General features: G+C 48.1%; 17 protein-coding genes. 5 read left to right on the top strand and 12 right to left on the bottom strand.

The features are described from left to right. Positions 1-49: 49 nt before the first annotated feature. The 7 genes from KNQ13_RS06665 to rnz are packed head-to-tail and all read right to left on the bottom strand — an operon-like array spanning position 50 to position 4,661. Positions 50-253: a hypothetical protein gene (locus KNQ13_RS06665; RefSeq protein ID WP_209548212.1), complete on the bottom strand. Its 204-nt coding sequence runs from the start codon at positions 251-253 to the stop codon at positions 50-52. 32 nt (positions 254-285) lie between these two features. After that, complete coding sequence (locus KNQ13_RS06660) at positions 286-852, bottom strand: ECF transporter S component (RefSeq protein ID WP_014969934.1); 567 nt, start codon at positions 850-852, stop codon at positions 286-288. Continuing rightward, the gene (locus tag KNQ13_RS06655; RefSeq protein WP_081578943.1) at positions 843-1,808 is read right to left on the bottom strand and encodes an ATP-binding cassette domain-containing protein; all 966 of its coding nucleotides are present in this window, start codon (positions 1,806-1,808) and stop codon (positions 843-845) included. Before KNQ13_RS06655 ends, KNQ13_RS06660 begins: the two co-directional genes overlap by 10 nt. Beyond that, the gene (locus KNQ13_RS06650; RefSeq protein WP_014969932.1) at positions 1,771-2,469 is read right to left on the bottom strand and encodes a hypothetical protein; all 699 of its coding nucleotides are present in this window, start codon (positions 2,467-2,469) and stop codon (positions 1,771-1,773) included. Before KNQ13_RS06650 ends, KNQ13_RS06655 begins: the two co-directional genes overlap by 38 nt. Further along, positions 2,447-2,857 carry a DUF4430 domain-containing protein gene (locus KNQ13_RS06645; protein ID WP_026831084.1) on the bottom strand — a complete coding sequence of 137 codons (411 nt, stop codon included), beginning with the start codon at positions 2,855-2,857 and terminating at the stop codon, positions 2,447-2,449. The genes KNQ13_RS06650 and KNQ13_RS06645 overlap by 23 nt, the downstream gene beginning before the upstream one ends. After that, a complete protein-coding gene (locus KNQ13_RS06640) occupies positions 2,854-3,750 on the bottom strand; it encodes a hypothetical protein (RefSeq protein WP_014969931.1) in 897 nt (298 codons plus the stop codon). Before KNQ13_RS06640 ends, KNQ13_RS06645 begins: the two co-directional genes overlap by 4 nt. A 5-nt stretch (positions 3,751-3,755) precedes the next feature. After that, positions 3,756-4,661: a ribonuclease Z gene (gene rnz / locus KNQ13_RS06635; protein WP_026831083.1), complete on the bottom strand. Its 906-nt coding sequence runs from the start codon at positions 4,659-4,661 to the stop codon at positions 3,756-3,758. 107 nt (positions 4,662-4,768) lie between these two features. Here rnz and KNQ13_RS06630 point away from each other — a divergent pair, with 107 nt between their 5' ends. Next, the gene (locus KNQ13_RS06630; protein WP_014969929.1) at positions 4,769-4,948 is read left to right on the top strand and encodes a hypothetical protein; all 180 of its coding nucleotides are present in this window, start codon (positions 4,769-4,771) and stop codon (positions 4,946-4,948) included. A gap of 57 nt (positions 4,949-5,005) precedes the next feature. Here the strand turns inward: KNQ13_RS06630 and KNQ13_RS06625 are convergent, their stop codons facing one another. Together KNQ13_RS06625 and KNQ13_RS06620 are read right to left on the bottom strand one after the other, a co-directional pair. Beyond that, on the bottom strand, positions 5,006-6,130 hold the full coding sequence (locus KNQ13_RS06625) for a M20/M25/M40 family metallo-hydrolase (protein WP_026831082.1): 1,125 nt from the start codon (positions 6,128-6,130) through the stop codon (positions 5,006-5,008). A gap of 228 nt (positions 6,131-6,358) precedes the next feature. Next, positions 6,359-7,312: an aromatic acid exporter family protein gene (locus KNQ13_RS06620; protein WP_014969926.1), complete on the bottom strand. Its 954-nt coding sequence runs from the start codon at positions 7,310-7,312 to the stop codon at positions 6,359-6,361. Positions 7,313-7,390: 78 nt separating this feature from the next. On the opposite strand from KNQ13_RS06620, the gene KNQ13_RS06615 reads away from it, so the two are divergent. The 4 genes from KNQ13_RS06615 to KNQ13_RS06600 all read left to right on the top strand — a co-directional run bounded on the left by KNQ13_RS06615 (position 7,391) and on the right by KNQ13_RS06600 (position 11,179). Beyond that, positions 7,391-8,476, top strand: coding sequence for an N-acetylglucosaminidase (locus KNQ13_RS06615; RefSeq protein WP_026831081.1), 1,086 nt, complete (start codon positions 7,391-7,393; stop codon positions 8,474-8,476). 56 nt (positions 8,477-8,532) lie between these two features. Then, positions 8,533-9,468 carry a manganese-dependent inorganic pyrophosphatase gene (locus tag KNQ13_RS06610; RefSeq protein WP_014969924.1) on the top strand — a complete coding sequence of 312 codons (936 nt, stop codon included), beginning with the start codon at positions 8,533-8,535 and terminating at the stop codon, positions 9,466-9,468. 88 nt (positions 9,469-9,556) lie between these two features. After that, a complete protein-coding gene (fadH, locus tag KNQ13_RS06605; protein WP_014969923.1) occupies positions 9,557-10,321 on the top strand; it encodes a 2,4-dienoyl-CoA reductase in 765 nt (254 codons plus the stop codon). A gap of 144 nt (positions 10,322-10,465) precedes the next feature. After that, entirely contained in the window at positions 10,466-11,179 is a 714-nt protein-coding gene (locus KNQ13_RS06600; RefSeq protein ID WP_026831080.1) for a ZIP family metal transporter, read from the top strand. A 49-nt stretch (positions 11,180-11,228) separates the two neighbouring features. On the opposite strand, the gene KNQ13_RS06595 is transcribed toward KNQ13_RS06600, so the two are convergent. Genes KNQ13_RS06595 through KNQ13_RS06585 form a run of 3 tightly spaced genes read right to left on the bottom strand, consistent with a single transcriptional unit; the run spans position 11,229 to position 13,278 of the window. Then, the gene (locus tag KNQ13_RS06595) at positions 11,229-11,834 is read right to left on the bottom strand and encodes an HD domain-containing protein (RefSeq protein WP_014969921.1); all 606 of its coding nucleotides are present in this window, start codon (positions 11,832-11,834) and stop codon (positions 11,229-11,231) included. A 51-nt stretch (positions 11,835-11,885) separates the two neighbouring features. Next, a complete protein-coding gene (locus tag KNQ13_RS06590; RefSeq protein WP_014969920.1) occupies positions 11,886-12,608 on the bottom strand; it encodes an amino acid ABC transporter ATP-binding protein in 723 nt (240 codons plus the stop codon). 13 nt (positions 12,609-12,621) lie between these two features. Then, positions 12,622-13,278: an amino acid ABC transporter permease gene (locus tag KNQ13_RS06585; protein WP_026831079.1), complete on the bottom strand. Its 657-nt coding sequence runs from the start codon at positions 13,276-13,278 to the stop codon at positions 12,622-12,624. Between the last annotated feature and the right edge of the window lie 46 nt (positions 13,279-13,324).

Below are 13,324 nucleotides of genomic sequence, written 5' to 3'. Positions count from 1 at the left end.
CTGGCATATAAAAAACTCCTCTCGTAGGGTTAGTATTCCATACCATCTTTCAAAAGAAGTTAGTCATTTTCTTAAGTTGACATCTATGGATGAGCATCGCCGCCGGAAAAATCGCGGCTGCAATCAGGTAAAACCCCGCATAGCGTCCCCGAATTGTTTGTTTCAGCAACAGAATACTTCCAAATAACAGACCGAAACCCGCAATAAGTAACAACAACACGAGATAAGTTATGGACAGCGCCGAACCGATCATCACGCTTCACTCCGATCTAATGGGATTACTTATTATGTACCCTGATTTCCGTCAAACGAATGCAAAATCCGTAAAAAAATCGGGTGTAACAACCAGATGAAAATCAGATTCGAGACGCCATGCATCAGGTCAAACACACCCCCTGACAGCAGTAACGTCCAAAACGCCTCTCGCGAAAAATCCGTAAAAATCAAAAAACCTAAATTACTGATCCATCCATACAAAAAGCCGGCGACTAGACCATACAACGACAACATCCACCTGAGTTGCATGCCCGGCAGGAGACAAGCAAGACAAATCGCTGCGTAAGCCATGATTTGAAACAATACAAACGGACCGCTCCCTAAAAACAGACTCGTCAACACGACGACAAGCAGGCCGACGATCGTTCCGACCACCGGACTGACACAAGCCGCTACTAAGAGGACTAATGCTGTTGCCGGCTGCACATTCGGGATACCGGAAAACACAAGCCGTCCTGCGATTGCGGCCGCCGTGACGAGCGCTACGAAACGAAGCATCGGTTCAGAAACCGGACGGGACTCAAAACGAAGGATAAGTACACTGATGGCGACGACTGCGGATAGGATCAATCCCATGCGTATAACCTGCTCTGCTGGGTGAACACCGACGTCGGACCGTCAAATGCAATCTCACCTTGTACAAGATAGACGATTCGAGTGGCATGAATGATCACATCCGGATCATGTGTCGCCAAGACGATTAATGCCTGCGGATGTTCAGACATTTTTTGAATAAAGAGCATCCGTTGTGAATCCGTCAAACCAGCTGTCGGTTCATCAAAGTAATAGGCTGCTTCCGTCCAAGTGATTTGTTCCAACAACCGGTGTTTCTGTTCGGTGAACGGAAGTGTTCGTTCGCTCACGGCAGGTGCAAGTGCCGGGTGTGCAGGTAGGTAGCGTTTGTCACCGGTCCGCTTCACTTTACCGTAAAGAGGACGATCGACCCCTAGCAGCAGACGCAGCAGCGTTGATTTCCCGCTTCCGTTGGCACCAATCAAGGCGACCCGCTCGCCTGAGTGGAAGGATAACCGTTCGATCGATAACGCATATTTGGTCTGTAACGGATACCGGTGTTGAATCCGAAACATCTCGTCGATGACCGGCCCGATGACAGGCTCCGGCACAGGGTTCCGGATCAACGGTTGTTGCCGTGTCACCGAGTAGGTGATGTGACACGAAAATCGCTGTTCGATGTCTTTAAACAAAGCCATCAAACGGGCTTTGCGGACCTGGTCCAAAAATAAAAAGGGTTCTGCTAAAAAAATCACCTTGGGCAAAAAAGACAAGCTATGTCCAAGGGACACCAGTTGCTGTTCTCCGGAAGACAGTTCACTTGTCTCCCGATCAAAAAAAGCTTCTAACCCAAGTAACGTCGCCAGTTCTCCCGCGACAAACAAACTATTCGTCGCCAGTACGTCCCGGACGCGACCATGTAACAAACGGTCAGGATACAGGACCTGTGCCCCAGCGGCACCGGCTAATTGTTCAAGTAACTCAAGCGAGCCGCTTTCGTTTGTAATGATAGTAGGCATCACGCATCCCTCCTTTTGAGAAAATCAGCAGTACGGGCAAAAAAGCAGCGGCTCCGGGTGCAAGGGGCGTCCTCATCAATAAAAACAGGATCCCGATTAGTAGGCCCATGAAAAAATCAGCCCGATTAAAGTGTCGTAATCCACTTGGGACCGCTTCAATCGGTAAAAGATGATAGAGTGCGACCCGTTCCATCTTGACTGCTAACGGCTGATTCGGATGGCTCATCTTCACTTCCGGCCAAGTCCGTAGTAACGACGGTAAGATGGCTAAAACCATCCCGGTCAAACGGGTCAGACGCGGCAAAATCCGAAACAAAGGACCCATCTGTTCCAACCGAACCAACGTAAAGGTGAGCTGACTCGATGTCACGAACACGGCAACCTTCAAACCGGTCAGCCAGATTCCATATGAGTCAACTGCACCTCCACCGAGAAGTGGGAAGTACATCATCCCGATATAAATCAGCGGCAACCACAAATAACGAAAGATTCCCCACTGACGAAGCCAGATGAAAAATAACACATGTCCTACTAGTAGCAATAACATACTAAGATGTGTGTGTAGAAAGAACGGGACCGATAACATCGCCACTACGAAAAGAGCGACATTCAGCGGATGAAGTCGCTCCCGTTCTGCCTTACTGAAAATAAGCCATTGCATCTTTTTCAAATCGCCATTCCAGTCGGTCACCGTCTTTTAGTTCATACGCTCCTGCACCGACTTGTCCCGGTTTTTCGTTGACACCAAATACCCAGCCACTACCCGCTCCGGCAGATTTTTCTCGAATGCCGTCGACTGCCGTCACATAAGTCATCTCACCCTTACCGGTTTTGACGACCGGAAGATTCGTTTCTTCTAACGCATCAAGCGCCGTCTCGGATGCCTTGAGACACATGTCTTTTTCATATAGCGTCTTATCATGCGCATGATCGATTACCGATACTTCGACCGACCGTTCACACGTCTTTGGTTCAGCTGCTTGATCTGCTGATTGGTCCGCACATCCTGCAAGCAGGACGATACCGCTGATAAGGATCCATCTTTTCATCGTACGACTCCCTTTCGTCTGGATGTCTCAAAACTATAATTATATAAAAGAATTTTTTTATCTTGTAACGATTGCCCGTCAGAACGTAGATAGGTCAGGCGAATAGCGTTCGCGAGGACATCTTCTCCTGTGTTGACGTAAGGAGTCAATTCTCCTTTGTCATTGATCAACAATACCGTCGCATCCTGTAAGCTGAACGTTTCGTACAGACCATCGAGGTCCATTTCGACGTAGGGCGTTTTTGATTCGTGTAGAATCTGTTTGATCGACAACGTCTGTAACGTCTGAAACGAGGCCGACGCATCGATCAACTTTTGATAATACGATTCCAAGGAACGTGTCAATACTTCTTCCCGCGGCCGATACGTTAAGGTCCCCGTGACTTCTTGATACGACACCTCGTACCGGATGAATCGTTTGGGACTTTTCGCGATCAATTCAAACGTTGCATTTCGCAGATTACCACCTTGATCAAACAACAATTGACTTTGCTCCAGTCGTAACGAATCATCCCCGATCCGCCGATCGATATGATCCATCAAAGTATCAAACGATTCGTCCGTGATCGTGACCTGACCCATTTGCTGGGTTTCTTCTCGAAGTGTAAACGTATCGAACGGTCCTAGAATTAATTGGAGCAGGAAAAAAAGAAATCCGAATAAGGCCATATACCGTTTATAACGCGAATTTTTCTTCGGGTGCAAGACAATCAAAAATATGATGATGCCAAGCGGAAGCTGGATGTCGTATACCGGAAACGAAACCGCTCCCAAACAGGCATAAAAAACAAACTTCAAATACAAATACTGTTCTTTTTCCGTTCGTTTTTCTAAAAAGAAACCAAGAATGATGCTTGCCAACAAAAAGAGTGACCATTGGATGAGAAAGTCCATGTTGTTTACCCCTTAATCACGACAGATTGGTGATCCATCATGAGGTATGACTCTTGAAATACTTCCCGTGCCTCCGCTTCCAATCGTTGTTCCTGATCGACGTATCGAGCAGAAATATGCGTCAACAGTAATTTTTTTGCTTGTGCCTGCCTTGCAATCTCTGCTGCTTGCCGCGCCGTCGAATGGCCGAACCGTCCGGCGTGATCCTCTTCCGAATCAGCAAATGTCGCCTCATGCACGAGGACATCGACCTCTTGCGCCAAGCGGATACTTCCGGCACAAGGTATTGTATCTCCTAAAATAGCTAATTTCACACCCGGTTTGGGCGTTCCTAAAAAGTCAGCTGACTGATACTCGACCCCGTCAAAGACAAACATCGAATCTTGCTTGATTCGTCGATAGAGTGGACCAGACGGAATCCCTAACTCTTGTAACGCCTCGACAAGCAATGCTCCTTTTTCTTCCTCCCCTTCAATACGGTAGCCATACGCCAAAAAGCGATGTTCCAGTGCTTCGACCGTCACTCGAAATCCTTCTTGTTGGTACGTTTGCCCTGCTTCGACTTCAATGATGTCGAGCGGATAACGTAAGTACGTTCCTGTCACGCGTAAGGTCGCTTCCAACCATTCTCGCAACCCTTTTGGACCATAGATCGTCAATCGTGTCGTTCCTTCAAGTGCTGCTCGTGTACTGATAAAACCAGGCAGTCCAAAAATATGATCCCCATGCAGATGGGTGATAAAAATCGTACTGACCTTCCGCGGCTTGATCGGGCTATGCAACATCTGATGTTGTGTCGCTTCTCCACAATCAAACAACCATGTCATTTTCGGATGCAGGAGTGCGATTGATGAGACATTCCGTTGTTTTGACGGCATCCCTGCACCTGTCCCTAAAAAATAAAATTCCATCTTTTTCCCCTTTTCACAAAATTAGCATTTTTTATACACAAAATACACCTTTCTCAGACAAAAGCATGTTAAAATGAACCTATACTGATTCGAAAGGTGGTTTTTCCATGACCAAAATCGAACGGACTTATGCACGTGTCGTACAGGCTGCTCGTTTATTGAACGAGAACTATCGGCAACAATACGGAAAATCGATTCAACTTCAAGAAATCGCAACGGTCTTACTATGTACGGAAGAACTAATTCTTGAGTCAATGGAATATTTCGAACGTCCTCAATTAACTTAATCGTAAACGAACAAAGAGTGTACCGCAATGTCGCGGTACACTCTTTTTAGTGTTCCATCATTTATTTGTGATGTAATCGACCAATGTCACACATAGTTCTGCCGTTTTGACGAGTTCTTCAATCGGCATTTTTTCGTTCGTCGTGTGAATATCTTCATAACCAACTGCCAGGTTAACCGTCGGGATACCGAATCCTGCGATGACGTTAGCATCTGATCCGCCACCAGACTGTAAAAGACGTGGAGTCCGTCCAAGTTGTGTGATTGCCGCCTTCGCGACTTCGACCACTTGATCCCCTGCTTCGAATTTAAAACCAGGATACATGACTTTGACTTCGACTTCCGCACGTCCACCAAACTCAGCTGCCACGTCTTCAAACGCCGCTTTCATCTTCGCTGTCTGCGCCTCCATTTTCGGAGCGACAAGCGAACGGGCCTCCGCAAAGATTTCGACATAATCACAGACGATGTTTGTTGATGGTCCCCCACCGCTGAAACGTCCGATGTTGGCCGTCGTCTCTTCATCGATTCGACCAAGCGGCATTCTAGCGATTGCTTTGGCTGCAATCGTAATCGCTGAAATCCCTTTTTCTGGAGCAACACCGGCATGCGCTGTTTTACCATAGATTTTGGCATTCACTTTGGCTTGTGTCGGGGCAGCCGTGATGATGTCTCCAACTTTTCCATCTGAATCTAAGGCGAACCCATAATCGGCATCAATTTTAGACGGGTCCAAGACCATCGCACCGACTAACCCAGATTCTTCGCCGACCGTGATGACGAATTGAATCTTGCCGTGCGGTTGTTTCGTTTCGTTCAAGACATGAACCAATTCGATTAATGAAGCCAGTCCGGCTTTATCATCGGCTCCAAGAATCGTTGAACCGTCCGTCTTGACGTATCCATCCTCGATGATTGGTTTGATTCCCTGACCTGGAAAAACCGTATCCATATGGGAAGTGAAATAAATTTTATCGACACCTTCTTTTGTTGCCGGAAGCGTGACGATCAAATTATTTCCTTTATGTTCGGTTTTCGTTGAGGCATCATCCTCAAACACGTCACATCCAAGTGCCGTGAATGTGTCTTTCAAGTGGGCACAGATGCGGGCCTCTTCTTTTGATTCCGAATCAATCTGGACCAATTCTAAAAATGTGTCGAGCACACGTTGCTCATTGACCATGTTGCATTCCTCCTCGATTTATCAGTTCATCTAGCGCTTTGTTAGTATACCATTTTAAGGTCGATTTGCACTTCAGAAGCGTTGTTTGTACAATGGCTATAATCACATTTCATTCGAAAGGAGTGGTTTTTGTATGTCAAAACCATCAAAACAACAACGGATCATCAAATGGACGACGATTACGATTTTAGCGATTTTCCTGATTGGAACCTTTGCATCGACGATGTTTTATCTCTTCTGATCGACAAATCGTTGTTTCAATTGTAAGTATTGTTCTGTTTCCTGCAACATGTGGAGCAGCGCGGATCGGACTTCGAACTCGTCCCGCGTCGTCGGTAACGGCGATGCCCGGAATTCTTCGAGTAATCGTTCTAATTCTGTCAAAAATAACGTTGCGTCGGCATCTGGTCGGACATTGTCACCAATCGTCCGAAACAGGTCGGCGACTTTTTTTCCTTCTTCGACGACAAGGACAAGGTCATCGACGTTCCGGACAATCCCGTTCAACAGTTCAAATTGTTGTTCCCGCATCCGGAAGTAGGAATAGTCTTCGTCGTCATTTCGTCTGCCGATTGCATTCCCCATCCGTTTTAAGGATGCCTCTTTCCCTTCTTTCAATAACCGTTCCGTTTCGTGTAACGTCAACGAATGTTGATTGATCCGTCCCGTCTCGATTGCGGCCGCTACTTCGAAAAACAAGGCGGCAATCCGTTGGTCGATTTGGCGACGGCGGTCTGAGATCGTCCGGTCGAGACTCGGCATATACATGTTGACGAGTAGTCCGACGCCAACCCCGATCAGTAACAAATAAATCTCATTCAAGAAGATGGCAAGGTTCAGTTGACGGGCCGTGTAGAGATGGGTCAGAATGACGACACTGGTAATAAAACCGTCCTGAAGACGGAGGCGTTGGGTGAGCGGAAGAAATAAAATGAAATAAAGTGCAAGCGCGATCGGTCGATAACCGATGATTTCGAAGATGACAAACCCAATCCCGATTGCCAACAGTGAGGCCATGATCCGTTCATACGAGGCACGGAATGATTTTTTCCGCGTCGCTTGAATGCTCAGGATGGCGATGATGGCGGCAAACACATGATAATCCAGCTGCATCCTCTCCGCAATCCACATGGCGAGTGCCGCTGCGACGGCGGTCTTTAATGTTCGATATCCAATAACCACAGATTCCCCTCCATTCTTTGTTAGATTACCTATTCTTTACCCAGATTGTCGATTGATTTTTTTGAAGGACGTGATTTTTTGACTAAACGTATCATCCGCCCGACTCGCCCCGTCCGTCGAACAGGCTCTCTGAAAGGACTACTCTTTTTCTTTTTGCTCGGCATCTTGTTATTTGTGCTGCTGCGGGACAAACCCCAGACGATTCTTTCTCCGGCCTCCCCTTATATCGCTGAACTCTACCGTGACGGAAAGGTCATCCAAGAAGAAGAATTTGATTCCTTTGACGAAGCGAAAACATTCCTCAACGAACGACGTGGTGCGGTCAAACGAACATCCGATGATCGTTACCTCTACTTGACCGGAAGTGGGATCGGGATTGTCGATGCCGGTCAAACGTTAAACATCTATGCCGATCGTTCGCTAAAAAAACGTCAAACCTATGTCGCGCCCGGTAGCCGGTTGTCCCTGCTGGCGTATACGGACTCGGTCAGTCGAATCGAGATTGCCGGTCTGACCGGTTACGTCGCGTCGGATCGCTTGACGCTTTATCCGATTGAACAATCCAGTCATCAGTCCTACTATGAAAAACAAGGCGACCGTCTCTTACATTACATCGTCGCGGATGCGGGACTCGGCGGACTGATCACAGCCGGTCAAGCACCTGCCTCGTTACCGGAACGAACGACGAAGTACGTGGAATCAAAAACACTGACAAAAGACTTACGTCAAGCGACTGACCTGACCGCTAAACAACTTGATGCGTACATTCGGAAAAATGCACCGGACAGCCCGCTGATCGGCACCGGCAAAACATTCAAGCAAGTGGAACGTGATTTTAAGATCAATGCCGCCTATCTGCTCGCCCATGCGATTCATGAATCCAATTATGGACGCTCGGAAATTGCGCAGGATAAATTTAATCTGTTTGGCGTCAATGCGACCGATATCGCTCCAGGCAAAAATGCGACTGCCTATACGTCTTTTGAAGATTCAATCCGGAAGACCGGCCGTTTCATCGCCCGGGATTATTTGGCTGAAGACGGGAAGTATTACCGAGGTGCTTTTCTTGGGAACAAGGCAGGCGGGATGAACGTCTTTTATGCCTCTGATCCCTATTGGAGCGAAAAAATCGCTGGGATCCTCGTCAAAATGGACGCCGTCTAAATCGGACTTATGGTACACTAATGGGCGAGACATCAATCATTTAGGAGTGAATACACATGGAAAAAGTTTTAGTATTTGGTCATAAAAATCCGGACACGGATACGATTGCATCAGCGATCGCCTATGCCGAATTAAAAAAAGAACTCGGTGTTCACGCGGAAGCGATTCGCCTTGGTGACATCAACGGTGAAACACAATTTGCACTCGACTACTTCAAAGTGGCACGCCCTCGCCTTGTGACAGAAGTATCAAAAGAAGCGCAACACGTCATTCTCGTCGATCACAACGAACGTCAACAAAGTGCCGATGACATCGATGCCGTCACGGTGACAGAAGTCATCGATCATCACCGGATCGCCAATTTCGAGACGTCTGATCCCCTCTATTATCGCGCTGAACCTGTCGGCTGTACGACAACGATTTTAAACAAGATGTATAAAGAACACGGTGTCGCCATCAAACCCGAAATTGCCGGCTTGATGTTGTCTGCCATCGTCTCGGACTCCTTATTATTTAAATCACCGACATGCACGGAACAAGACGTCATCGCAGCACGTGAACTCGCAATGATTGCAGGTGTCGATGCCAACGTCTACGGTCTCGATATGCTCAAGGCCGGTGCGGACTTGTCGAAAAAATCAATCGATGAATTGATTGCGCTTGATGCAAAAGAATTTACGATGGGACCTTTCAAAGTCGAGATCGCACAGGCGAACACGGTCGATACGGCAGAAGTCCTATTGCGTCAAGAAGAACTCGAAGCACGGATCGAATCATTGATCGCTGAAAAAGACCTTGATTTGTACATGTTACTCGTGACGGACATCTTGACGAACAACTCCGTTGCTCTTGTCCTCGGACCGGAAGCTTCACTTGTCGAACGTGCCTTCGGAATCGATGCGACAAATCACCTTCTCTATCTAGAAGGTGTCGTTTCACGTAAGAAACAAGTGGTTCCTGTCTTGACGAACACGGCGTTAGCAGTAGAATAATTCACGACAAAAGAAGGAGTTTGCTCCTTCTTTTTTGAATACATAAATTGAATGGCTATTCATTCAGTTCATAAAGGGGGTTTTATGTATGACAAAAACAGTACTCGTAACGGGTGGCACGAGCGGAATGGGCAAAGCGATGGCTCTTACTTTAAAAAAAGCCGGTTGGAATGTCGTCGTGACCGGTCGGGATGCAGACCGATTACACCAAATGGACATCGCGTTGCAGGAAATCCAAGGAGAACATGCCGTCATCCAGATGGATGTGCGTGATCCGGAAGCGTGCATGGCAGCCGTCAATCAAACACGGCATCGATTTGGTCGACTCGAAGCGCTGATCAACAACGCTGCGGGTAATTTCATCTGCCCGACGGATGAATTATCGCCAAACGGCTGGAAAACGGTCATCGATATCGTCCTGAACGGGACGTTTAACTGTTCCCATGCCCTCGTCAAAGGCTGGCAAGAAGATGGGGTCTCGGGTGGACAGATTCTGAACATCGTCGCTTCCTACGCCTGGCAGGCAGGTCCCGGGGTCGCCCCCAGCGCAGCAGCAAAAGCAGGCGTCTTGAATCTGACGCGAACCTTGGCTGTTGAATGGGGATACAAATATCAAGCGCGCATCAATGCCATCAGCCCGGGACCGATCGAACGGACTGGCGGTGCCGACAAACTCGCCATGTCCCCGGAACATGCGGAACGGATCCGTCGGAACGTCCCCCTCGGACGCTTCGGGACCCCGGAAGAAATTGCCGACCTGGCGACGTGGATGCTGTCCGATCAAGCACGGTACTTAAATGGGGAATGTATCGCCCTCGATGGTGGACATTGGTTAAATAAACAACCGTTTTAAGGAGCCAGTCAGTCTCTCGTCTCGTCGACGGGAGACTTTTTTGGTTCCAGGCTCGTTTATTCTTTTTTAACTAGCTATGTTTATCAATCATTTTTTTAGGAAAATAGTAATACAGGTAATCGATTGGACAAGGAGATGGATTGGATGGGAATAGCATTCATGTGGGGGGCGATTGCCGGTGGCGCCGTCGTCATTGGGGCCTTGATTGGTTTATTCGTCCCGCTGAAACAACGGTTGATCGGTTATGTCATGTCGTTTGGAACAGGCATTCTGATTGGGGCCGCGACGTTTGAATTGCTCGATGAGGCTTTAAATAAGTCAACGACGATGGTCGTCGGAATCTCCTTCATCGTCGGCTCATTAGTCTTTACGGCGTTTGACATGTTCGTCTCTTCGCGTGGAGCGAGTAAACGAAAACGGTCATCCGGCGGGAATGAAGGCACCGGAACGGCGATCTTCTTCGGGACGATTCTGGACGCGATTCCGGAATCGATCATGATCGGGGCAAGTCTACTGTCCGGAAACGTCAGTGCGGCTCTCGTCGCCGCGATTTTCGTCAGCAATATTCCGGAAGGACTATCGAGTACGACCGGCTTACAAAAAGATGGTTTTTCCAAGAAAAAAATACTTGTGATGTGGGGACTCGTCTGGTTGATTTCCGCTCTTGCTTCGCTTGCCGGTTACTCGATCCTAGCTGAGTTGCCTGACATGCAATTTGCGATGATCGGCGCTTTTGCGAGTGGAGGGATCATCGCGATGCTTGCCTCGACGATGATGCCGGAAGCTCACGAGGAAGGTGGCGCCATCGTCGGTCTGTTCGCTTCACTCGGTTTGATTACCGCCGTCATCTTAAGTTAAGTAACAGAGCTCCGTTCCAACAATGGAATGGAGCTCTGTTTTGTTGCCATCAATCGCCGCTCCACTCCTCTTTAAAACGTTCCACAAACTTCACCATATATTCGTGGCGGTCTTCCGCCATCGTTTTGGCCGTTTGCGTGTTCATCAAATCTTTTAACCGTAACAACTTCTCCTCAAAATGATGCAAGGCACTTGTCGGACTCGTCCGGTCTCCCGCTTGTCGAGCGGTTAATTCAGGTCTATACATCGGTTCCTTGAATTGTCCAGCGAACTGAAACGTCCGGGCGATACCAATCGCCCCAATCGCATCCAACCGATCCGCGTCCTGGACGATTTTTCCTTCGAGCGTTTGCATCGGCGGCCGGTCTCCCCCTTTAAAGGACATGCTGTTGATGATGTCAAGGATATGGTGACGGTCGGTCGTCGATACACGGGGTGTCAGATACGAATCGACCCGTGAACTCGTTCCACCGATCTTGCTGTCTGCTACATCATGTAGTAGTGCCGCGAGTTCGATGATTCGGACGTCTCCCCCTTCACGGGCTGCAATCCGTAACGCCATCTTCCGGACACGCTCGATATGGGCATAATCATGTCCTGAAAAATCATTCGCATGAAATGTTTTGACAAACTGTTCCGTTTCCTTGATCAACATACGTCCTCCTCTTTTAAAAAGGGGCTGACTTTTGAGTCAGCCCCTTTTGCATCATAATACTTTTTCTAAGAATTTTTTTGCCCGATCGGTCTTCGGATGATCAAACAATTCGATGGGACTGCCTTCTTCCATCAAGATCCCTTCATCGAGGAATAAAACACGGTCGGCAACTTCTTTTGCGAAACCCATCTCGTGCGTGACGATGACCATCGTCATCCCACTTTCGGCCAGCTGTTTCATGACGTCGAGCACTTCATTGACCATCTCCGGATCGAGCGCTGACGTCGGTTCATCAAACAACATGACATTGGGCTCCATCGCAAGCGCACGGGCGATCGCAACCCGTTGTTTTTGTCCACCGGACAGCTGATTCGGAAAATTATCCCGTTTTTCTGACAAGCCGACGCGTTCGAGTAACACCTCTGCCCGTTTGACGGCATCTTCCTTCGATAACCCCAACACGTTGATCGGTGCATAAATCAAGTTATCGAGCACCGATTTATGCGGGAAGAGATTAAACTGTTGAAACACCATTCCGATATTTTGACGGGCTTTCGCGATATTTGCCTTTGGTTTCGTCAGTTCAAAACCAGCGACGTTTACCGTACCTCCGGTTGGTTTCTCTAACAGATTGATGCATCGTAAAAAGGTTGATTTCCCTGACCCGGACGGTCCGATGACGGCAACGACTTCTCCCCGTCCGACCGTTGTCGTAATGCCTTTTAATACTTCTAATTTTCCGAACTGTTTATATAGATCGGTAACTTGAATCATAGGTTCCATCTGATTACCCACTCTTTCTCATAGCTTTTTCGACTTGTTGACCAATCAAGGACAATCCCATGACAAGCACGAAATAGACGAATCCTGCAAATAACAACGGTTCAAAGTATAATGCTTTTTCTCCACCGACGACTTGTGCCCGGCGCATGACGTCAAGTACACCAACCGTCGAGATCAGCGCCGACTCCTTCGTCAATGTGATCAATTCATTCATGATGGCCGGCAAGATGTTTTTAAAGGCTTGCGGCAGGATGATGGACCGTAACTGTTTCATGTAAGGAATACCAAGGGCATCCGCTGCTTCCCATTGTCCGCGGTCGACCGCTTGAATCCCGGCCCGAATGATTTCCGAGATATAGGCGCCTGAGTTCAAGGAGAAGGCGATGATCGCCGATTGATACCCGGTCGTGACGTACCCGGTCAATTGCGGCAATCCAAAATGAATGATGGCCAGCTGTAAGATGAGCGGTGTCCCACGAAACACGGCCGTATAGGCGTGACCGACGAATCGAAGAAGCTTACTTTTCGTAATTTTGAGAGCCGCGACGACGATACCGATGATCATCCCAGCGATGGCCGCGACGACGACAACTTGAAACAGAACCGGAATTCCTTGCAGAATATATGGGATTGAATCTTGAATCTTTGTAAAGTCTATCATAACCAATCTCCTAACGTCGCACAAAAGGGATGGGGTTACCCCCACC

The sequence above is a fragment of the Exiguobacterium sp. s128 genome (assembly GCF_018618815.1).
GTDB classification, from domain to species: Bacteria; Bacillota; Bacilli; order Exiguobacteriales; family Exiguobacteriaceae; genus Exiguobacterium_A; species Exiguobacterium_A antarcticum.
This window is presented reverse-complemented; position numbering and strand designations above follow the sequence as displayed.